This window comes from Paenibacillus sp. F4, assembly GCF_002894905.1.
GTDB classification, from domain to species: Bacteria; Bacillota; Bacilli; order Paenibacillales; family Paenibacillaceae; genus Paenibacillus; species Paenibacillus polymyxa_B.
On the sequence record NZ_POVS01000009.1, the window covers coordinates 601,257 to 623,071 of the forward strand.

Annotated in this window: 19 protein-coding genes; 2 read left to right on the forward strand and 17 right to left on the reverse strand. The window is 46.4% G+C overall.

The annotated features are described in order from the left end of the window. Nucleotides 1-210: 210 nt before the first annotated feature. The 4 genes from C1T21_RS09840 to citZ form a co-directional block, all read right to left on the reverse strand. Nucleotides 211-627: a hypothetical protein gene (locus C1T21_RS09840; protein ID WP_103048097.1), complete on the reverse strand. Its 417-nt coding sequence runs from the start codon at nucleotides 625-627 to the stop codon at nucleotides 211-213. Between the two features lie 316 nt (nucleotides 628-943). After that, complete coding sequence (mdh, locus tag C1T21_RS09845) at nucleotides 944-1,885, reverse strand: malate dehydrogenase (RefSeq protein ID WP_061828678.1); 942 nt, start codon at nucleotides 1,883-1,885, stop codon at nucleotides 944-946. A gap of 16 nt (nucleotides 1,886-1,901) precedes the next feature. Next, the gene (icd, locus tag C1T21_RS09850) at nucleotides 1,902-3,197 is read right to left on the reverse strand and encodes an NADP-dependent isocitrate dehydrogenase (protein ID WP_069291602.1); all 1,296 of its coding nucleotides are present in this window, start codon (nucleotides 3,195-3,197) and stop codon (nucleotides 1,902-1,904) included. 151 nt (nucleotides 3,198-3,348) lie between these two features. Further along, nucleotides 3,349-4,461 carry a citrate synthase gene (citZ, locus tag C1T21_RS09855; RefSeq protein WP_028542893.1) on the reverse strand — a complete coding sequence of 371 codons (1,113 nt, stop codon included), beginning with the start codon at nucleotides 4,459-4,461 and terminating at the stop codon, nucleotides 3,349-3,351. 345 nt (nucleotides 4,462-4,806) lie between these two features. Between citZ and ytvI the strand changes: the two genes are divergently transcribed. Beyond that, nucleotides 4,807-5,925, forward strand: coding sequence for a sporulation integral membrane protein YtvI (ytvI, locus tag C1T21_RS09860; RefSeq protein WP_103048098.1), 1,119 nt, complete (start codon nucleotides 4,807-4,809; stop codon nucleotides 5,923-5,925). A 29-nt stretch (nucleotides 5,926-5,954) separates the two neighbouring features. On the opposite strand, the gene C1T21_RS09865 is transcribed toward ytvI, so the two are convergent. The 7 genes from C1T21_RS09865 to C1T21_RS09895 all read right to left on the reverse strand — a co-directional run bounded on the left by C1T21_RS09865 (nucleotide 5,955) and on the right by C1T21_RS09895 (nucleotide 12,300). Next, nucleotides 5,955-6,353, reverse strand: a complete 399-nt coding sequence (locus C1T21_RS09865) for an FxsA family protein (RefSeq protein WP_013309596.1) — start codon at nucleotides 6,351-6,353, stop codon at nucleotides 5,955-5,957. Continuing rightward, nucleotides 6,350-6,868 carry an acyl-CoA thioesterase gene (locus C1T21_RS09870; RefSeq protein WP_103048099.1) on the reverse strand — a complete coding sequence of 173 codons (519 nt, stop codon included), beginning with the start codon at nucleotides 6,866-6,868 and terminating at the stop codon, nucleotides 6,350-6,352. The genes C1T21_RS09865 and C1T21_RS09870 overlap by 4 nt, the downstream gene beginning before the upstream one ends. Nucleotides 6,869-7,002: 134 nt before the next feature. Next, on the reverse strand, nucleotides 7,003-8,292 hold the full coding sequence (pelA, locus tag C1T21_RS09875; protein ID WP_103048100.1) for a pectate lyase: 1,290 nt from the start codon (nucleotides 8,290-8,292) through the stop codon (nucleotides 7,003-7,005). A gap of 289 nt (nucleotides 8,293-8,581) precedes the next feature. Then, entirely contained in the window at nucleotides 8,582-9,424 is an 843-nt protein-coding gene (gene pstB, locus C1T21_RS09880; RefSeq protein WP_103048101.1) for a phosphate ABC transporter ATP-binding protein PstB, read from the reverse strand. 17 nt (nucleotides 9,425-9,441) lie between these two features. Continuing rightward, nucleotides 9,442-10,338, reverse strand: a complete 897-nt coding sequence (pstA, locus tag C1T21_RS09885) for a phosphate ABC transporter permease PstA (protein ID WP_023987910.1) — start codon at nucleotides 10,336-10,338, stop codon at nucleotides 9,442-9,444. Next, the gene (gene pstC / locus C1T21_RS09890; protein ID WP_013370343.1) at nucleotides 10,338-11,270 is read right to left on the reverse strand and encodes a phosphate ABC transporter permease subunit PstC; all 933 of its coding nucleotides are present in this window, start codon (nucleotides 11,268-11,270) and stop codon (nucleotides 10,338-10,340) included. The genes pstA and pstC overlap by 1 nt, the downstream gene beginning before the upstream one ends. A gap of 106 nt (nucleotides 11,271-11,376) precedes the next feature. Continuing rightward, on the reverse strand, nucleotides 11,377-12,300 hold the full coding sequence (locus tag C1T21_RS09895; RefSeq protein ID WP_103048102.1) for a phosphate ABC transporter substrate-binding protein PstS family protein: 924 nt from the start codon (nucleotides 12,298-12,300) through the stop codon (nucleotides 11,377-11,379). 207 nt (nucleotides 12,301-12,507) lie between these two features. Between C1T21_RS09895 and C1T21_RS09900 the strand changes: the two genes are divergently transcribed. Further along, nucleotides 12,508-13,404 carry a LysR family transcriptional regulator gene (locus C1T21_RS09900; RefSeq protein WP_103048103.1) on the forward strand — a complete coding sequence of 299 codons (897 nt, stop codon included), beginning with the start codon at nucleotides 12,508-12,510 and terminating at the stop codon, nucleotides 13,402-13,404. A gap of 99 nt (nucleotides 13,405-13,503) precedes the next feature. Here C1T21_RS09900 and pyk read toward each other — a convergent pair whose 3' ends face one another. From pyk to C1T21_RS09930, 6 genes are all read right to left on the reverse strand, one after another. Then, nucleotides 13,504-14,934 carry a pyruvate kinase gene (pyk, locus tag C1T21_RS09905; protein ID WP_103048104.1) on the reverse strand — a complete coding sequence of 477 codons (1,431 nt, stop codon included), beginning with the start codon at nucleotides 14,932-14,934 and terminating at the stop codon, nucleotides 13,504-13,506. Nucleotides 14,935-15,059: 125 nt separating this feature from the next. Further along, nucleotides 15,060-16,043 (reverse strand): acetyl-CoA carboxylase carboxyltransferase subunit alpha, encoded by a 984-nt coding sequence (locus tag C1T21_RS09910; protein WP_103048105.1) that lies wholly within the window; start codon nucleotides 16,041-16,043, stop codon nucleotides 15,060-15,062. Continuing rightward, complete coding sequence (gene accD / locus C1T21_RS09915) at nucleotides 16,044-16,937, reverse strand: acetyl-CoA carboxylase, carboxyltransferase subunit beta (RefSeq protein WP_103048106.1); 894 nt, start codon at nucleotides 16,935-16,937, stop codon at nucleotides 16,044-16,046. 180 nt (nucleotides 16,938-17,117) lie between these two features. After that, entirely contained in the window at nucleotides 17,118-17,306 is a 189-nt protein-coding gene (locus C1T21_RS09920) for a hypothetical protein (protein ID WP_013309585.1), read from the reverse strand. A 153-nt stretch (nucleotides 17,307-17,459) separates the two neighbouring features. Continuing rightward, nucleotides 17,460-17,957, reverse strand: a complete 498-nt coding sequence (locus C1T21_RS09925) for a phosphatidylglycerophosphatase A family protein (protein WP_023987905.1) — start codon at nucleotides 17,955-17,957, stop codon at nucleotides 17,460-17,462. Between the two features lie 167 nt (nucleotides 17,958-18,124). Further along, the gene (locus C1T21_RS09930) at nucleotides 18,125-21,790 is read right to left on the reverse strand and encodes a DNA polymerase III subunit alpha (RefSeq protein ID WP_103048107.1); all 3,666 of its coding nucleotides are present in this window, start codon (nucleotides 21,788-21,790) and stop codon (nucleotides 18,125-18,127) included. Nucleotides 21,791-21,815 lie beyond the last annotated feature (25 nt).

Consider the following 21,815-nt stretch of genomic DNA (forward strand, 5'->3'; position numbering starts at 1 on the left):
ATTCTCCCTTCAAAATCAGATATTTTTTAGGATGCAACATTTGCATCCACTCTACTCCTGATTTACCACACAAAGTTATCCGTTAAACGAAAAAAGAAAAATGCAGTTATTTGAGCGCACAAAAAACGGCCTATGCTTATTCAGCACAGACCGTTTTTTTCAATTTAGCATTTGTTATCATTCGATTATAGGCTCTCACCAAATGCATAATTAAATAATATGGCTGTATACCATTAAAAACGTAATTAAAATCATGAAGACAGCCAGCAGCGTGCTGAACATCCGCATTTTACCAGCGTATTGCGTAATCGGCTGTTGGTTACGAACCGCTTCCAGTGACAAGCGTAATGGCTTACCCATAGCTCCCGCAATACCAGAAATGGCGAGAAACAACAGCAAAACGACAACGATCCATGCTACCGAATAAGAATTCCAGACAAAAATCATATAGATACCGCTAACAAGCACTAGGATCAGTGCAAATTGAGCCAAACGGTTCAATAGCTGAACAGCCGATATCGTTCCCTCCTGCACGCTAGGAGCCAATTTGTCGATTTTGCCCACAACGAAGGGGAGCAATAAATAAAAACCCATCGCCAGTGATCCAATAATGTGAATAAAAAACATTCTTTACAACCTCCATTTCTTTGTTTTCTCACAAACTCTTTTCCATAGAACGATCATATTCCAACGAATGACTACCATCTTTTCAGTGTTTTGGGACATGCTTTTCTATGTCAGGATTTTTGCAAAATCCTCATGTAACTATCAATGCATATGAACTCTATTATACCGGGGAAGTGGTCCAAAGCAAAGGAATAAGGAAGAAAACGAATAGATTCCTTATTTCCGTTTAAAAGTAAAAGAGGTGTCCGATGGCCATGACTATGGCTTGAGAACACCTCTTCAAGTAAAAGTATACCGTTTTAGTAGAAAATTGAATCTATACGGTAACTATTTTAATCACACTGCGGACCGATTCGGCGGATTGATCGAGCGCTGCTTTTTCTTCGGCTGTCAATTCCAACTCGAACACTTTTTCGATACCATTACCGCCAAGAAGTGTCGGTACGCCAAGGAACAAATCCTGATAGCCGTACTCTCCCTCCAGATAGGCAATGACCGGGATAATCCGTTTTTTATCTTTTACAATCGCTTCTGTCATCTGTGCAAGCGAAGCTGCCGGTGCATAATATGCGCTACCATTACCCAACAGGTTGACGATCTCACCGCCACCACCGCGTGTCCGTTGTACGATTGCTTCGATACGTTCCTGCGAAATCAGGGTTTCGATAGGTATACCTCCAACGCTGGAATAGCGTACCAGAGGCACCATATCATCACCGTGACCACCCATAACGAAGCCGCGTACGTCTTCGACGGAAACGTTCAGTTCTTGTGCAATAAAGGTACAATATCGTGCTGTATCCAGCACACCTGATTGGCCAATAACCCGATTTTTCGGGAACCCAAGCGTTTGGTAGGCAGTATAGGTCATAGCATCTACCGGATTACTCAGAATAATGACGATAGAATCCGGCGCATACTTCTTCACGTTCTCACAAACGGATTTTACAATTCCTGCGTTCGTATTTACCAAATCATCACGGCTCATACCCGGCTTGCGTGCAATCCCGGCTGTAATAATGACGATATCCGAGTTAGCTGCATCCTCGTAACTGGAAGTGCCCGTGATCTGGCTGTCAAATCCCTGTACCGGACCGGCCTCCAAAATATCAAGCGCCTTGCCTTTGGTCGGATTCTCTAGTTGCGGAATATCGATCAGTACGATATCACCTAGCTCCTTTTGAGCCAGCAGCAATGCGGTAGTGGCACCGGTAAAACCGGCGCCAACAATGGATATTTTTTTACGTTGAATGGACAAGTAGTATTCCCCTTCCTTACAGGTTACTAATAATGGTATCTGCGAACTCGGAGCATTTCACTTGTGTAGCACCATCCATCAGACGAGCAAAGTCATAAGTTACAATCTTCTTATTAATGGACGTCTCCAGCCCTTTGTAAATCAGGTCAGCCGCTTCTTTCCAACCCAAGTGTTCAAGCAACATTACGCCCGACAGAATTACGGAACCAGGGTTCACTACGTCTTTGTCGGCGTATTTTGGAGCTGTACCATGTGTAGCTTCAAAGATAGCATGCCCTGTTACATAGTTAATGTTTGCACCTGGCGCAATACCAATTCCACCAACTTGGGCAGCAAGAGCATCGGACAGATAGTCCCCGTTCAGGTTGAGCGTAGCAATTACATCAAATTCAGAAGGACGAGTCAGTACTTGCTGAAGTGCAATATCAGCAATCGCATCCTTGATAATGATTTTGCCTGCATCTTCAGCTGCTTTTTGAGCTGCATTTGCCGCATCCTCACCGTCTTTTTCCTTGATTACATCATATTGGGCCCAAGTAAATACTTTATCTGCAAATTCTTCCTCAGCCACTTCATAACCCCAGTTTTTGAAGGCACCCTCGGTAAATTTCATAATGTTACCTTTGTGTACGAGCGTGACACTCTTGCGTCCGTGGTCAACAGCATACTGAATGGCTGCCCGTACCAGACGCTTTGAACCCTCGGAAGAAACTGGCTTAATGCCAATACCAGAGGTTTCAGGGAAACGAATTTTGTTCACACCCAGCTCTTGTTGGAGGAACTGAATAACCTTTTTCACGTCTTCGGACCCTTCGGCATACTCGATCCCCGCGTAAATATCTTCTGTGTTCTCACGGAAAATAACCATGTCTACCAATTCAGGACGTTTCACTGGAGAAGGAACACCGTTAAAATAACGAACAGGACGCAGACATACGTATAAATCCAGTTCTTGCCGCAATGCCACATTCAACGAACGGATACCACCGCCAATAGGTGTTGTAAGTGGACCTTTGATGGCTACAATATACTCACGGATGGCTTCCAAAGTATCGTTAGGGAGCCATTCGCCGTATGTATTGAAAGCTTTCTCACCAGCGAATACTTCATACCAGGCAATCTTTTTGCTGCCGTTATATGCTTTTTCTACAGCTGCGTCCAGTACGCGCTTGGAAGCTTTCCAGATATCGCGACCCGTGCCGTCACCTTCGATAAACGGAATTACCGGATGGTTCGGAACCCGTAGTTGACCGTTATCAATCGTAATTTTTTCGCCTTCAGTTGGGAGCTCAAACTTTTCAAATTTCGCCATAAGTTCCTTTTCCTCCTCAGATATGAATGGGTACAGGACGAAAGACATGATCTTTATCACAGACAAAAACGTACATCTCTCGTCGTCCCCTCTATTGTACCTTATTTTTTAAATTCAGGGTATACAACCTCAATCTTCCTTCGACAAAGGGTTAACGCAACTCTGGTGATACATATTTTTGATCCATTGGACCTGTATATTCGGCGCGAGGACGAATCAGGCGGTTATTTTCATACTGCTCTAAAATGTGTGCGGTCCACCCGGATACACGACTCACAGCAAAAATAGGTGTAAACAGGTCTCTCTTGATACCTAACTGGGTATACACAGAGGCAGAATAAAAATCCACATTGGGCTTCAAACCTTTTTGCCCTGTTACAATTCCCTCAATTCGAACTGACATATCAAACAACGTTGTGTCGCCGTTCATTTCCCCCAGTTCGCGGGACATTTTGTGCAAGTGCTTGGCACGCGGATCACCGTTTTTATAGACTCGGTGTCCAAAGCCCATAATTTTTTCGCGGTTATCCAGTTTCGCCTGAATATAGGAGTCCACCTGATCCAAGCCACCAATCTCCTCCAGCGTTTTGGCCACAGCCTCATTGGCCCCACCATGCAGTGGTCCTTTTAAAGCTCCAATAGCAGACGTGATTCCGGAATAAATATCCGACAATGTGGCTACCGTTACACGCGCAGCAAAGGTAGACGCATTTAATTCATGATCGGCGTGCAGCACGAGAGCCTGATTGAACGCTTTAATAGCCGTCTCCTCTGGATCCTTGCCAGTCAGCTGATACAAAAAGTTTTCAGCGATGGAAATACCTTTTTTAGGCGCAATCGGCTCCAAGCCCTCGCGTATACGTGCTATAGCTGCCACAATGGTAGGCAATTGCGCCTGAAGCTTGACGGTTTTGGTCACATTAGACTCTCTCGACATATCATCCGCCTCTGGGTCATACAAAGCGAGAGACGATACGGCTGACCTCAAAGCAGCCATCGTGCTCAAATTTTTCGGATATAACTTTAATTGAGTAACAATTTCATCCGGAATAGCAGCGTATTCGCTTAACTGGTTGCGAAGCTCCTGCAATTGCTCTTTATCAGGTAATTTTCCAAACCACAACAAATAAGCTACCTCTTCAAAATCGGCGTTAACAGCCAAATCATCAATGTTATAACCCCGGTACGTGAGAACGCCATCTACGATAGAGCTTATGGAGGAAGTGGTCGCTACGATCCCTTCCAGACCTTTAGTCGCTGTCATCGTTACATCTCTCCTTTGTAAAAACATTGTGAACGGACTTGCAATGTAAACATTTTCAAAAGTAAGATATGTCTTTTAAATAGCTGAGTAATGTTAACGCCATATGTCAATATTTAAACCTTCTTTCACTATACTGGATTTTGTCGTTTATGTGAACATTGAGGGCTATTCCAACACATTCAAATGTTTTATCGCTTCCATAAATAAATTTTTGAAACCCCTTACAAAAAATATTGATTCATTTGCACTTTTTTACACAGGTCTTGTCTCCCCCCTTTCCCGCATATGTATAGTAGAGCATTTATTTTATGAAAAACTATCGTAAAAGAAAGGAGCCGTGAAAGCTTGAGCCGGTTAATCCTGAATCGCATATTTCGTGCTCTATGGGTGGCAATCGTGATTGTAGCTCTGTTACTGGGTATATATGTGCTTTTCCCTCTCGTCTATCCTTTCCTATTCGCCTGGCTTGTGGCTTATGCCATGAATCCACTGGTTGGTTTTCTGCGTAACAAAGCCCGTATGCCACGTTGGACGGCTGTCACGGTCTCATTATTTGTATATTTAGGTGGAATTGCAATTATCCTATCTGCAGCAATCACCCGCATGGTCCGAGAAGTTATAAAGTTGGCCATGACTTTTGACGGACATATTGAGCGTTTTAAAAGCCTGTTTATCGATTGGACACAGAGTGATTTGATTCAAAATGTAATTATTGAAATTAACCATTTCATCCGGGAGAATCCGGATTACCAACATACCATTAACAGTAATATTGATAAGACAACTCAAACCGTCAGTTCGGCTGTCACTACGCTAGTCGCTCAATTTTTTAATGGAGTTTTGAACTTGCTGACCTCTTTGCCTAATATGGGAGCAGTTCTAATGGTTATTGTATTAGCAGCCTTTTTTATTAGTAAGGATTGGGACCGACATAGTCGGATGCTCTCAAACACGATTCCTGATACGATTCGCAAGCCATTGTCGGATATATGGCACGATCTGCGTAAAGCACTGTACGGCTATTTGCGTGCACAGTTTATTATCAACTCCATTACGGCATTAACGGTCATTGTTGGGCTGTTCACATTGCGTGTGGAATCCGCCTTTACCATCGGTTTGATGATCGGGCTGGTGGACTTGCTACCTTATTTGGGGGTTGGCATTGTGATGATTCCGTGGATACTGTATGCGTATATGTCTGGTAATTTGGCACTAGGGGTAGGATTGTCGATCCTTTATATCATCCTGTTGATTGGACGACAGATCGTGGAGCCTAAGGTGCTGGCCAGCAGCGTGGGCTTGAACCCGCTTCCCACCCTCATCGGTATGTTCATCGGGCTCAAGTTGTTTGGCGTTTTAGGACTAATTATCGGACCTGTATCACTGATTGTCGTTGATGCACTGAATCGCGCGAATGTCATTCAGGACTTGCGCAACTATATTCTCGCCGGAAGAGTCCGCTAGATCATGGATAGAAAAAACGGCAGCTCACGTCAAAACCGCCGAAACGTAATACTGCCGTTCTTCATTTTTTTCTCCAGCCACTTCAATAAAAAGCGTCGGTACAACGCTCGTGTTAAAGGGAACACCAACGTAAAACCAATAATATCTGTTAAAAATCCAGGGATAAGCAGCAAACTCCCACCGAAAAAGACACATAATCCATCCAGCATTTTACGGCCGGGCATTTGTCCCCGGTTCATTTCGTTTTTCGCATCGGCAATCACCTTACGACCTTCAAATTGCATCATGGCAGCCCCGATTAGGGTCGTCAGAATGATGAGTAAAATCGTTTTGCCCGCTCCAATCCAATGACTTACCCATATAAACCCGTACAGCTCCGCCAAAGGAATGAGCAGCAACAACAGCCACAGACGTTTACGCATCATCATGACTTCTGTCCCTCCCCGCCTGTAAAAGCAAACCTTAATGCAGTGTACAGCTCAGGTAGCGCCTGATCCAGTCGAACAGGCTTCCATTCGGTGTTCAACCATACGTGACGTGTCATCCCTGTAACAAGCAGCTCTCCCGGCAGCGTGTCTGCCTGGGTCCATACCTTTCCCAGATACCTTTGATGCTCATCTTCCGTTACCCGTCGAACCTCATAGATATAGTTTAGACGTAGTCTGGAGAAGTCCGTAATTGCGGTATAAATGGTAATTAAATCATCATATCGAGCAGGACTCGCATATTTCGCATTGATTTCAATAACTGGAAGCAAGACTCCTCGTTCCTCCATACTCCGATAGTTAAAACCCGCCTGTCGGATCATTTCGGTGCGCCCGATCTCAAACCAGTTCAGATAATTTGCATGATATACGACCCCCATCTGGTCGCTTTCCTGATAACGGACGCGTAGCGGTGCGCCGTACCAGCGTAATTCCGTTTGTTTCTCCTCTTGAGTCATACAAGCTCTCCTATCTTTGTGCATCTTTATCTCTATTTTGCCCTCTCTCCATTAAACCATATTTGCAGCCCGGGAACAAAAAGAGGGCAGACCGAACGGTCCGCCCTCGCCAATCATATATAATAATGCCTTTATTATTGTGGCAACGGCTTGGACAGTTTATAATACCCGCTATCCGAAGCCAGCTTGAGCAAGCTCTTAGCCTGGCTTCCCGCCCAGGCGTAACCAAGTCGTCTTTCCTCACTAATTTTCATGATGTCGGTATACTTTTTGCCATCTCGATCTGAAAAGAAATACTTGTTGTCTTCCACATTATAGAACCGATACCACATTACGCTCGATGCGTCCTTTTGGAAAAACTCTGGACCTTGACGATTGTATTTGATACCGTCGATTCGGTTCGCGTCAAACCATTTCAAAGCACTCTGAGCCGCTTTTTTCACTTCAGCGGTTTGCGGCTGGGACATGAGAAAAGCAGTAATGCCTACTGATTCCGTAGTTGTTTTGGAAGGTAACTCAAATGCCCGGGCTTCAACAGATGCATAAGTAGCCGGATCGTGCTGTGCACCCCATATTGTTGGTGTACCATTATTTACAATTTGAGATTTAATTGTGTACTGGATACCTTTGTTTAGCGCTTGCTGAAGTCTGGAGCGGTAAGAGTCATCCAGAATATCGCTATCAAACGGCTGCTTCTTGTTCACAATATCGTCAGCCAAAACCATAACTCTGACCATTGCATCATCATTATAAGTTACAGCATCGGAATAATTACCACGTTTAGGGTATACCTGAGGCCAGCCACCTGAGGAATATTGAGAGGTTAGTACGAAGTCGACTGCTTTTTGTACACTGTTCTTAATATCTTTATTTTTGGTTTTTTTGTATACATCCGCTAAAAAACGAATCTCGGTTGTCGTGGCCTCGTTATCAAACGTTCCGAGTTCAACACCATCCTTGCTTTTCCATGTGGAGCGTGCAGCTTTTCCATCCCATTTGGATTTATAATTCTTTTCCATAGCTTTGAAGAATCCGCCATGCGGCAATTGCCAGGATACAATATTTAAGGCAAGCGTCGTATCCTTGGATATATCCCCCGTAGAAAACTTGCTAAAGTCGCGCATTTTGTTCAAGAGGCTGTCTGTATTCACAACAGCGGTTGGCTTCGCCACAGCCGATAGCCCAAATAATTGCTCACGATCCAAAACACCTGAATTTACATCACCACCATAAACGTCCCGTCCCACAGCTGAATCTGTGGTAAGTTCATAAGAAGCAGTCGCCGATTCACGTCCTGAATCATATGTAGTCGGCACCATCTCCTGTGCCGCAGCCCATGAGGGACTTAGGAGTCCTGACGTTACTGTAATCGCCAAACTTGAAAGCGCTATCATCTTTACGGTTGGACACATCTTCTTCTTCATTTGAACCTCTCCCTTATTTTGAGTTGGGTAATTGTGTTCAGTTTAACCCTATATATTCTTGCTGAAGATTCTTTTTGATAGCGAGGGGAACTAAACCACTATTTATGCATGATAAATAGTTAGTTGTATTATATGAAAATATACCCAAACGATCAATATATTTTAATTTACTAATAGATTAACAAAGTTACAAAACGTTGAAAACAATAAAAATCCTCTTACTAATGCTGGATTAGTAAGAGGATTTTACGTTGCAGCTAATATAAAGTAGGTCGATGAGCAACATCGCTTAACCAAATCGACCCATGATGTACTCCTGAGTCAGCTCATTTTCAGGATTCGTGAAAATATCGTTCGTTTTCCCATGTTCAACCAGACTTCCAATATAAAAATAAGCAGTATAATCGGAAATTCGTGCAGCCTGCTGCATATTGTGCGTCACAATAACGATGCGCAGTTCTTTTTTTAATTCGGTGATGAGCTCTTCTACCTTGCCTGTAGACACAGGGTCCAGCGCGGAGGCTGGCTCGTCAAGCAATAGAATTTTCGGCTGAACGGATAGTGCACGTGCAATGCAAAGCCGCTGCTGTTGCCCGCCAGACAGCGCCAGGGCGGAGTCGTGAAGGCGATCCTTGACCTCATCCCATAATGCTGCTCTACGCAGGCTGCTTTCAACGATTTCATCAAGCTGTTTCTTCTTGCGCACCCCACGGTATTTGGGACCGAAGGCGATATTATTGTAAATGGATTTGTAAAAAGGATTGGGACGTTGCCACACCATGCCAATTTGCTGACGCAGCTTGATCACGTCCGTTTCCGGTGCCGTCAAATCCTGTCCATCCATCCAGATGTGCCCCGTTGTAGAGGAAGACGCAATCTCATCATTCATCCGGTTAAGGGAGCGCAAAAAGGTCGATTTACCGCAGCCGGAAGGCCCGATCAGGGCAGTCACTGTCTGTTCGGGAAAGGCCAGATTCACTTTTTTCACAGCCTCAAAACTGCCATAATAAATACTCAAATCCTCAGTACTGAACGGATGCGGCGGTTGCCCCGCAAGCTGTTCCGAACGCGTAGACTGAACGGATGTTGCTGGTGCGGCGGTTTTTGCCGTTCGCGTAATCACATGTTCCATTGTTCTTCATCCCCTTTCTAATCCATACGTTTGGCAGCTGTCAGACGGCGGTATACAACTCTTCCGAACCATCTTGCACTCAAGTTGAATGCAAGCACAAGCAGCACCAGTACGGCAGAAGCGCCTGCAGCAATATCTTTGGAGTCAGGAGCAATCCCCTCACTGTTGACCTTCCAAATATGAACAGCCAATGTTTCAGCAGGTCGCATCGGGTTAATAGGCGATCTGGCATGCAATGGATTCCAATCGGTAAAATCAAGCGGCGGCGTACTCATCCCTGCTGTAAACAGCAATGCGGCGGCTTCCCCGAAAATACGGCCTGCGGCTAAAATGGTACCCGTAATTAAGCTTGGCAGTGCGGCTGGTAGCAATATGGAGGTGATGATTTTCCATTTGGACAATCCAAGTGCAAGTCCAGCTTCCTTTTGCTCCTTCGGCACAGCTCGGAAAGCCTGCTCAGTTGTGCGAACCATCAGCGGCAGGTTAAATACGGCCAAAGCCAAGGCTCCTGATAAGAGGGAAAAGCCAAAATCAAACGTATTTACGATAAGTAGTAGTCCAAACAATCCGATGACGATAGACGGGAAGGAGGACAATACTTCGACGACAAGTCTTATAAAGTCCGTAATTTTCCCCGGCTTTGCATATTGCGCCATGTAAATACCTGCGCCCCAGCCAATCGGAATGGTGATAATCAAAGTTAAGATTAACAAAAATACGGAATTAAATAGTTGTGGGCCAATACCACCGCCTGCACGTAATGTTTGGGGAGCACTGGTTAGAAAGTCAAAAGAAATATGACTGACTCCGCGGGCCAAAATGAAGCCCAGTAATCCAACCAAAAGAGCAACAATGAACAAGGCGAAGAAACAGATTACAAATGTAGCGATCTTGTCGGTCGTTTTAGCTTTCATCAAACCCGGTTTCTCCTTTCAAGCAGCCTTACCAGCAGCACGAAAATGAATGTCATGAGCAGAAGAACAAGCGCCATGCTCCAGAGAGCATTGTTATGAACGGAGCCCATCGCTGTATTCCCCATGCTAAGTGTAATCACGCTGGTCAAGGTCGAAGCGGATTCCAGCAAGGAATGCGGTATGTGCGGAGCATTCCCGATTACCATCTGTACAGCCAACGCTTCTCCGAAGGCACGAGCCATACCGAGAATAATTCCTGTTAAAAGAGCAGGCAACAGCGTCGGAATAATGACACGGGCGATTGTCTGCCAGCGGGTAGCACCCAAAGCATAAGAGGATTCACGCAGCCCCCCCGGCAAGGAAGACAACGCATCCGCCATAATACTCGTAATCGTCGGCAAAATCATGACGGACAGCACTAGGCAGCCTGCCAGAATGCCGATGCCTTGTCCTCCAAACACGTTCCGCAGCAGCGGGACGATCACGGTCAAGCCGACAAAGCCATATACAACAGACGGAATACCGGATAATAATTCAATCGCGGGTTGAAGGATACGTTTACCCGATTTCGGCACGATTTCCGTCATAAATAAAGCCGCACATAAGCTGAGCGGACTGGCAATTAAAGCCGCCAGTATTGTTACTGCAAAAGAACCCGTAATAAACGGAAGCGCGCCGAAAGACTTAGGCTCGCCATCCGGGCTCCATTTGGTTCCAAAGAAAAACTCTCGCAGACTGACTCCATTCACCGCAAATGTAGCTACACCTTTGGAGGCAACAAAATATACGATGGAGACAATGACTGCAACTAAAAAAACGACACAAACCGACGTATATATGCGGCCGGTCCATTCTTCCCAGTAATGTCTTTCTTTCATAACTCGGGATCGTTTATTCTGTTCCATGTATGCCTTCCCTTCAATTGGTTCCATACTGTAACTCCTTTAACCGAAGAATAGAGGCCGGACGCTAGTCCGCCTCTTCTTCGTGAATATACTCGCGTTAGCTGCGTTCATCGAACAGGAGGTATGACTCTCCTTATTTCGTGATATTACCGTCAGCATCACGTTTCACTTGCATACCTGCTACTGGAATGTATCCCAAGTCTACGACATCCGTTTTTTGGATTTCATCTGACAGAATGTAGTCCAGGAATGCTTTCACATGCTCTTTTGGCTCACCTTTAGTGTACATATGCTCGTAAGCCCACACTGGATATTTACCTTGTTCTACATTTTCAACGTTAGCTTCAACGCCATCGTATTTCAAAGTAGTAACTGTGTTGTCGATGTAGGACAGAGCCAGATAACCAATCGCACCCGGTGTTTCAGCAATCAGCTTTTTCACAGTACCGGAGGAATCTTCTTGAATGGAGCCCGGCAGATCTTCCGTTTTTTGTCCCAATGCGTATTTTTCAAATGTTGCACGAGTACCGGAGCTGCTTGGACGGTTTACAATAACGATTTTTTGATCTGCACCGCCAACATCTTTCCAGTTCGTGATTTTACCTGTAAAGATTTGTACCAATTGATCTTTTTTCAGGTCTGTAACACCTACTTTAGGATTCGCTACCGCTGACATGGCTACAACAGCTACTTGGTGATCGACCAGCTCATCTGCGCCGCTCTCCAGTTTTTCTTTTGCAAACACGTCGGAGTTACCGATGTCCGCTTGTCCGCCGGAAACCTGAGTCAAGCCAGTACCGCTACCGCCGCCCTGCACTTGAACTGCAATGCCTTTATATTTATCGACAGCCATAAATTTTTGTCCCGCTTGCTCTACCAATGGTTGAAGTGCAGTGGAGCCAACAGCCAGAATGTTTCCTGTCAGTTCAGCAGCTGCTTTATTGTCTGTTCCTGTAGCAGCTTCTCCTTGTGGTGCAGCATTGTTACCTGATCCGCAAGCTGCAAGTGCAAATACCATGGTGAGAGTCATCAGAATGAACGGCCATTTTTTCAACATTTTTTATTGTCCTCCCCTTAGTTAAGTGACGGTTTTTTATTTATGACCATCAACACTTTTACATTGTAGGCCTGGAATGTTAGACGAACGACGTGGTTTTGTAAAACAAATATAAAATATTGATAGATAAATTATTTTTCGGTATATAATTAATCTATAGTTTGAAATTCACATATGAAAGACATATAAGGAGAACTGTTGGATTCCATGAATATTCTAAAATTGCGTATTTTGATGCTGATCGACAAATTCCATAAGGCGACGGATGTGGCCGAAGCTTTGCAAGTCAAACAACCTACCGTCAGCTTTCATATGAAAAGCTTGGAAAAGGAAATGGGTATTTCCCTATTCTCTCTTCAACAAGGCAGAATTATGCTAACGGAAGCTGGAAAAAAATTATTACCTTACGCAAAGCAGATCATCTCTCTGGAGCAAGAAGCTAGACAAGCTGTAGATGAACTGACAGAAGAGTCACAGGCGCAATTACATCTGAGTGCAGAGTCGATATCAGGTACGTATCTCCTCCCCACTTTGATGGCTAAGTTTGCTCAACGATATCCAGATTGTCGTATTCAGTTGGAGATTCAATCCCCGGATGCAATTAAGCAGCTACTGAAACAGGGGGAAATTGATTTTGCTTTTCTCGACGATAGAGATTCTCTTCCAGAGTATACGGTGGCAGAGCCAGTGGCTTCAGATCAAGTAGGAGTTATCCGTTCTGCATCTGCACTTGCACCTGCATCCAAATTAGAGGAGGTCGATGGACCCGATATGCTGGACAAGCACACATGGGTAAAATATAGCGGTTCATCAGTTGTAGATCAGTATTCCTCGCTAGTTAAGCCTCATCTGGAAATCAACTCTTGGGAAGCGGTAAAGCAAGTCGTAAGCGGCGGAGAAGCGCTTGCCTTCTTTCCTGCAAGCGGAGTCGATAATAATGACAATGCTGCTCCCTCGGTGGAATGGCTTCCTTATTCCGAGGCTGATAACAAAAGGAGCCATTATCAAATAAACATCGTGTATCAACAAGATACACATATGAACTTGATACAACAGGCATTTCTTGATTTCATACGACGAGAAGGACTGGAAATGAAAAGCTAGAGAACATAAAAAAGAGCATCCAAGTCTTATTGACTTGAATGCTCTTTTGCTTGTTATAACGATACATACAGCCTCGGTATTATTTCATGGAGACTTTAATTACGCTTGTGCTGGAACGCAGCTAATTTTGATCAGGTTCGTAGAACCGGAATCACCAAGAGGTACGCCCGCAGTAATCACAACCAAATCGCCCTCTTTAACGAGGCCAGATTTGCGACCGCCTTCCAGTGCGTTGTCAAACAGACTATCTGTTGTGTCAACGATTGGTCTGCCTTGTACTGCATGTACGCCCCAGATCAGAGCCAAACGGCGAACTGTTCTTTCCTGTGTTGTCACAGCAACAATCGGAGCTTCAGGACGGTATTTAGAAATCATACGCGCCGTTGTTCCGCTTTGTGTGGACGTCAGGATCGCTTTGGCATGCAGGTCAAGTGCAGAAATAGAAACAGATTGGCTGATTGCTTCTGTAATACTAATTTCTTGAGCCGTTCTTTGTTTCTTGAACAAATCACGGTAGTTCAGAGAGGACTCAGCTTTTTCTGCAATACGTGACATCGTCAATACGGATTCTACCGGATATTTACCCGCAGCTGTTTCGCCGGACAGCATAATTGCGTCTGTTCCGTCAAAAATAGCATTCGCCACGTCACTTGCTTCCGCACGAGTCGGACGCGGGTTACGTTGCATGGAATCCAGCATTTGTGTTGCCGTAATAACAGGCTTGCCAGATACATTACATTTGTTAATCATCAATTTCTGCGCCAGAGGCACTTCTTCAGCAGGAATTTCCACACCAAGGTCACCACGGGCAACCATCAGGCCATCCGAAGCTTCCAAAATTTCGTCCAGGTTGTCCACACCTTGCTGATTTTCGATTTTGGAAATGATTTGAATATGACTGGCGTTGTGTTTCGCCAGCAATTCACGAATTTCCAGTACATCACTTGCTTTACGAACAAAAGAAGCCGCGATGAAATCAATGTCCTGCTCAATACCGAAAATGATATCATTAGCATCTTTTTCCGTAATACCAGGCAAAGAAATAGCAACGCCTGGAACGTTAACGCCCTTCTTGCTTTTGATCGTTCCGCCATTAACAATGCGGCATTTGATTTCAGTGCCTGATACTTCAATAACGGTGAGTCCGATCAGACCATCGTCGATCAGAATGGTGGAGCCGGGCTCCACGTCCGAGGGAAGATCCTTGTACGTAATGGAAATACGATCTTGCGTACCGAGAATTTCTTCCGTTGTCAGCGTAATGAACTCGTCCTGAACAAGCTCAATAGGTTCAACTTCGAGCTTTCCTGTCCGGATTTCCGGCCCCTTCGTATCGAGCAAAATAGCAACGTTTTTGTTAAGCTCCTTACAAGCTTGACGGATGTTTTTAATCCGGTTGCCATGCTCCTCGAAATCACCGTGAGAGAAATTCAGGCGGGCTACGTTCATACCAGCCAAAATCAGTTTCTTCACATTTTCCAATGACTCACTGGAAGGACCGATGGTACATACAATCTTAGTTTTGCGCATTTGGGTTTTTCCTCCGTTTTCAAAGGTGCTACTCTTTATATCTTTTTCCAACAATTAAATCTACTACACTTTTTCCTATTTGTATAGGAAGTTCGTCATATTTATTGTTACCCGTTTACAGCGTATTACAACATAGGCTCAGATTCCGAAGGCTTCAAGAAGGTGTATTGACCTATTTTTCGGAATTTTTGATACCGATCTTCCCTCAATTCATCGCAGCTCATATTCGTAAGGTCTGCCAAATGACGTTCCAATAGCTCCTTGATTGCGGCAGCAGTCACTTCATAGTTACGATGCGCGCCCCCTTTCGGCTCCGGCACAATATCCTCGATAATTTCCATGCGCAGGAGGTCATTAGCCGTAATCTTCATGGCTTCAGCTGCCTGATCGGCCTTGGAAGCATCTTTCCATAGAATCGAAGCTGCACCGTTTGGAGAAATGGCCGAATAAATGGCATGTTCCAGCATCAGCACACGGTTACCGACTGCAAACGCAAGCGCACCGCCGCTTCCACCCTCGCCGATGACCACACAAATAACAGGCACCGAAAGCTTTGCCATCTCCCGCAAGTTGCGGGCAATCGCTTCCGATTGTCCTCTCTCCTCTGCTGTATTACCCGGATAAGCGCCCTTCGTATCAATAAATGTAATAATAGGGCGTTTGAATTTATTAGCCTGCTGCATCAGACGCAAGCCTTTACGAAATCCTTCCGGATGAGCACTGCCAAAGAAACGTGCAATGTTATCTTTCGTATCCTTACCACGCTGTTGACCAATGACGGTCACCGGAATACCATTTAGCTTGGCAATTCCGCCCACAACCGCCAGATCGTCTCCAAACAAGCGGTCGCCGTGTAATTCAATAAAGTCCGTAAACACCTGCTCAATCAGATCAAGAGACGTTGGTCTTTGATGATGACGGGCCAAATGCATTTTTTGTGGTGCTGTAATGTTCGAATATATTTCTTCTTCCATCTCGAGATAACGTTCCTCGAGACGGTTGATTTCATCTGTAAAATCAATTTGCTTATCCTGTCCGAATTGCTTGAGTTCTTCAATCTTCTGTCGCATCTCGACCAGGGGCTTTTCATAAGGCAATTCACCAGCCATCTATTCCACCCCTTTCACACTGTGCAGATCAAGCAGTTGCCCGAGGGTATCACGCAGTTCCTTGCGGTGTACAACCATATCCAATTGTCCATGCTGCAAATTAAATTCGGATGTTTGAAAATCATCCGGCAACTTCTGTCTGATTGTCTGTTCAATTACAATACGCCCTGCAAAGCCGAATACAGCTCCTGGCTCCGCGATATTAATATCTCCAAGCGTAGCAAAGCTGGCGGAAACTCCGCCTGTAGTCGGGTCGGTGATAACAGAAATATAGAGCAATCCCTGCTCATCCAGACGAGCAAGAGCAGCACTTGTTTTTGCCATCTGCATCAAGCTTAAAATACTTTCCTGCATACGTGCCCCGCCGGAAGTTGAGAAAATAATTAGCGGCAGACGCTTGTCTATTGCTTGCTCAATGGCGCGGGTAATTTTCTCTCCTACGACCGAACCCATACTGCCAGTAAAAAAGTCAAAGCTCATCACAGCAACGACAACAGGATGTCCATAAATAAGGCCGTCGCCCGTAACGACAGCCTCTCGCAAGCCAGATTTCAGGGTCTGTTGCTCCAGCTTGCTCGCATATCCCGGAAAGTCCAGCGGGTCAACCGAAATCATATCGGCATCATATTCCTTAAACGTGTCTTCGTCGAGCACCATGCGAATGCGATCCATTGCATTCAAACGCATATGGTATCCGCACACCGGACACACTTTCAAATTTTTCTCTAGTTCTTTGCTGTATTGAATACTTCCACACTTGCCACATTTGGTCATAAGACCTTCGGGAATTTCCCGTTTGGGACGATCCGGCATGTCCGCTTGATCGCCGCTCAGCGCCCGTTCCGAAGGGATGGTCGCGTATTTACGCTTCTTTTGGAATAAATCTTTAAACACAACTACACCTCTCCAGCCGTTTATTTGTCAGCCGTAACCGATACAAGGTCCTCTGCCGTCTATGCGGCACCTCTAAGCATTATGTTCATACACACGTCAACGCCTGTTACTAAAACATTACCGCCGATCGTGCATCCTTTGTTCCATTCATGCTGCTGTATCACTTCCGCCGTTCCGGACTCAAGGGCGCAAAATCGAATTAAGCACTTCCTGTATTTCTTCGACTTCACCCGAAGGCACAAGTATCTCAAACTGTTGCTTGGACGCGCTGATGGCCCGGGCCTGCACCATAAAACCTTCTTCAGACAGTTTGAGCTTAATCATGTCAGCCAGTCTGGCCGTCGGTGCAATATAAATCACCGTCCACATGCCTTGTTTCTACCCCCTAAGCCTCAAGTTTTGAGCCCATATAATAGACTCATGATAACATACCTTACTTTTTTCCCGCAACAAAAGCCCTCCTGATCATTCAAGTTCCGTCGGAGGGCCTAGAAAATCGTCAACTCTGTCTACACAGGTCAATTAAGCGTCCAATGATGCAGGATAATGCTTGGCATGGAGGCTCCGATGTGCAATGCGCGAAGAAGCAGCGGCAGCTAGTCCGGCGACAAGATCATCTAAAAACACATGAATACCACTGCCTTTTTGGTTCAGCTGTTCAATAATCCCCGTCTTTTCCTTATCCAGATAACCAAAACTGGTTAAGCCGATCATGCCGTACACACTCGTAATTCCAAGAGCCAGTGTCTCGTCCACTCCGTACAGCGGTTCGTCAGCCTCCATAATGGCTTGCAATGGCTGGGGGAGAAGTTTTTTTTCGGCCAGCTCATCGAGTGCAATACCTGTGAGCAACGTATATTGAACCTCACGCTTTTGCAAAACCGCTTTGACACTGTCTATACATTCTTCCATCGTCAAATGAGGATAATATTTTAGCTGAAGCTGAAAAACAATGTCCGCAATGGACTCGATACGAATGCCTCTGCGATTTAACAAAGTTTCTGCATATTCATAGGACATAATTTCCCTCCCGCTTTCACCGTGCAGTTCTATTCTTTCACCGTACGGGACCTTATGGTGCAGGGGACGTGTTGAATCTCCTGTTCCGCCAGTTTTCCAAGTGTATGCGGGAAGGAAGGAAAATGTTCATTAAACCGTTACAATAAGGGCGGTTTGCTGTGTGCCTATCATTTGACTTTCACCGTGCCTTCACCCAACATCGACTCCATTTGATCAAAAAGCTGAGGAGAAGGCTTAATGCTGTAAGCATCGCTCAACGCCAGCAGACGCTGGTTGCTCTCATAAAAAAGTACGGTAGGCATAACACCGGGATGCTCCTGTAGCAGTGCCTTGAGACTGACCAGCAAGCTGGCGTCCTCCTCGGCCTGGCGGGTGATTTTGACAAACACCCGCTGACGAGTGGTCCGCTCCGAGTTTCGCGGGATCGGTACCTGCTCACCGCGAGCCGCTTCGGCTCTGCGCGGTGAAGCAGCCGTAACGGGACGGGCCGCCTTCGGCTGAGGCGAAGCAGATGCATTGGCTGCCGAAGGCGGGGGCGACACGCGCGGCGCTCTCCCGCCTGGGCCGCCAGCAGCTGGCACGGATGTTCCGGCTGCGGAGGACGAGCGCGTACTGGCACGTCGGCGCTGGAGGAGCCGTGCCAGCGAGTCTTCCGCCAGCGGGGCGGTCTCATCCGCAAGGAGCTTGAAGTGCTCGTCCTGCTGCTGCATCTTGGCTCGAAGCGTAAGCAAAGCACCCTTTTCAATCCACTGCTGGCTTCGCTTCCATACCTCAGGAAACAGCACAACCTCACAGCGCTCAATCTGATCCTCCAGCTCAATAAAGGCCATAGCCTTACCCTGCTTGGTCGTAATCGTTTTGAGTGACACTACCATGCCTGCAGTCACAACAACCGTTTCATCGGGGACATCGCCCAGCTCCATCAAACGATCCGCCTCGCTACTTTCCAACAGCGACTCAAAATCATCCAACGGATGCCCCGACAAATACAGTCCCAGCAGTTCACGTTCCAGCTCTAATTGCTGGCTGGCGCTGAATTGGGGTACATTGGGATATTCGATATCCCAATTGGGCATTTCCACAAAACCAAACATATCAATTTGCAAGTCATCCCGTTCCTTGCGCCATTTGACGGCTGCATCCACCGTTTCATCCAGCATGGCAAGCAACTGTGCCCGATGACCCGTCAACGAATCAAAGGCCCCTGCCTGAATAAGCGACTCAATTACTCTCTTATTACATACCCGCAAATCGACACGTCGACAAAAATCGAGCAGGCTGTCGAAAGGCCGTTCCTTGCGAACAGCGAGAATGCTCTCCATCGCCTGTGTGCCGACATTTTTAATCGCAGCCAGGCCGAAGCGGATGCCTCCCTGCTGCAACGGAGTAAACAGCACCCCGCTCTCATTCACATCAGGTGGCAACACTGCGATATCCATACGACGGCATTCGACGACATATTCAGCCACTTTCCGATGACTTCCCATCACCGCTGTCAGCATTGAAGCCATAAATTGTACCGGATAATGGGCCTTTAAATAAGCCGTCTGAAATGCTAGCACACCATAAGCAGCTGCATGGGCACGTGGGAAGCCGTAGTCAGCAAAACGGACAATCATATCGTAAACCCTTCCGGCCTCCTCCTCCGTGTATCCCTGCTTGATACTGCCTTCGACAAAATGTCCGCGCTCCAGATCCAGCACTTCGCGCTTTTTCTTGGACACAGCCCGGCGCAACAGATCGGCTTCTCCCAGGGAAAAGCCCGCCATGCGCGAAGCAATCTGCATGATTTGCTCCTGATACACAATAATACCGTACGTATCCTTTAAAATCGGTTCCAGGTCAGGATGCGGATAAGAAATCTCAATCTGACCATGCTTGGCCTGTATAAAGTTAGGAATAAAGCCCATCGGGCCCGGACGATACAAAGCCAGGACAGAAATGATATCCTCGAATACACTCGGCTTCAAATCCTTGAGTACCCGGCGTACACCGGCCGACTCCAGCTGGAATACGCCTCCTGTATCTCCTTTGCCCAGCAAGTCATAGGTATGCGGATCGTTATCGGGAATACGATTAAAATTAGGCGTTTCTCCATGCTCTTCCGCAATCCAGTGTATGCACCGTTCAATAATGGAGAGCGTACGCAGCCCAAGGAAATCCATTTTAAGCAAACCAATGCGCTCTAGATTTTCCATCGAGTACTGCGTCAAAGGTACCCCTTCGCTCCCCTCTTGAAGCGGAACCGCATCGGTCAATGGAGTCCGCGAAATGACAACACCTGCTGCATGTGTCGAAGCATGACGAGGCATTCCTTCAACCTTGATCGCCATATCCAGCAGTTCACGTGTCTTAGGCTTCGTTTCATATAGCGTTTTCAGCTCCGGGGTGATTTCCAGCGCATGACGGATATTAATGCCTAGCTGCGCCGGAATCAGCTTAGCTGCCTTGTCCACCTCGCCATACGGCACGTTCAATACACGGCCGACGTCACGGACTGCGGCTCTTGCCGCTAGCGTTCCAAAGGTAATAATTTGCGCTACATGCTCATTTCCGTACTTCTGTACTACATAGTCAATAACCTCATCACGCCGCTCATCACTAAAATCGATATCTATATCCGGCATACTAATTCGTTCGGGATTCAGAAACCGTTCAAAGAGCAGGTTGTATTTCATCGGATCGACATTCGTGATGTTAAGCACATAGGCAACCAAACTGCCTGCTGAGGAACCCCGCCCCGGTCCCGTTGCAATCTTATGCTTATGAGCGAAGGCAATAAAATCCCATACAATCAGGAAATAATCGCTGAAACCCATACTGTCAATGGTATTCAACTCATAGTTTAGCCGTTGGTTCAGCCTTTCCCGTTCCTCCGGTTGCTCCCATCCGGGATCGCTTCCATAGCGACGCTCCAGCCCTTGCACGCACAGATTGCGTAAATAGGACGAAGAGGTCATTTCTTCCGGTAGCGGGCGATATTCAGGCAAAATGGATTGACCGAATTCCAGCTCTAGTTCGCATTTTTCAGCAATACGCACCGTGTTGGCGATGGCTTCTGCCACATGCGGGAATAAACGAGCCATATCCTCCTGACTTTTCAGATACAACTGACGTGTTGGTATACGCAAGCGTTCCTCATCGTCAACTGTCTTCCCTGTCCCGATACAGATCAGAACGTCTTGCACGTCCGCATCTGGCTCAGTCAAGTAATGCACGTCATTCGTCGCCACCAGTGGAATATTCAGTTCCTTCGCCAGTGCGATCAAGAGAGGATTTACACGTTTTTGCTCGGAAAGACCATGGTCCTGGAGTTCCAGATAAAAATCATCGCCAAAAATGTTACGATACCGTTCCGCTGCTCGTCGTGCTTCGGCTTCCTGACCATGCAGTAAATGCTGCGGCACTTCACCACCCAAACAAGCGCTCAGGCATATGATGCCTTCATGATGGGCAGCCAAAGCCTCCATGTCGATGCGCGGCTTGTAGTGAAAGCCCTCCAAATGGCCGATGGAGCACAACTTCATCAGATTTTGATAGCCTGTTTTATTTTTGGCGAGCAAAATTAAATGATATATGGGCTGATCCTTCCGGCTGCCACGCTCCTTGCGCGATCCTGCCGTCATATAGGCCTCACACCCGATAATCGGCTTAATGCCGTTCTCTACACACGCTCTATAAAAAGGAATGGCACCGTACATGACCCCGTGGTCTGTAAGGGCCAGCGCCTTCATTCCGTAAGCTGACGCCTGTTTGACCAACTCCGCGGTACGAGCCGCGCCGTCCAGCAGACTGTACTCGCTATGAACATGCAAATGCACAAATGAACTCATGCGCTTCTCTTCCTTTCACCGCTTG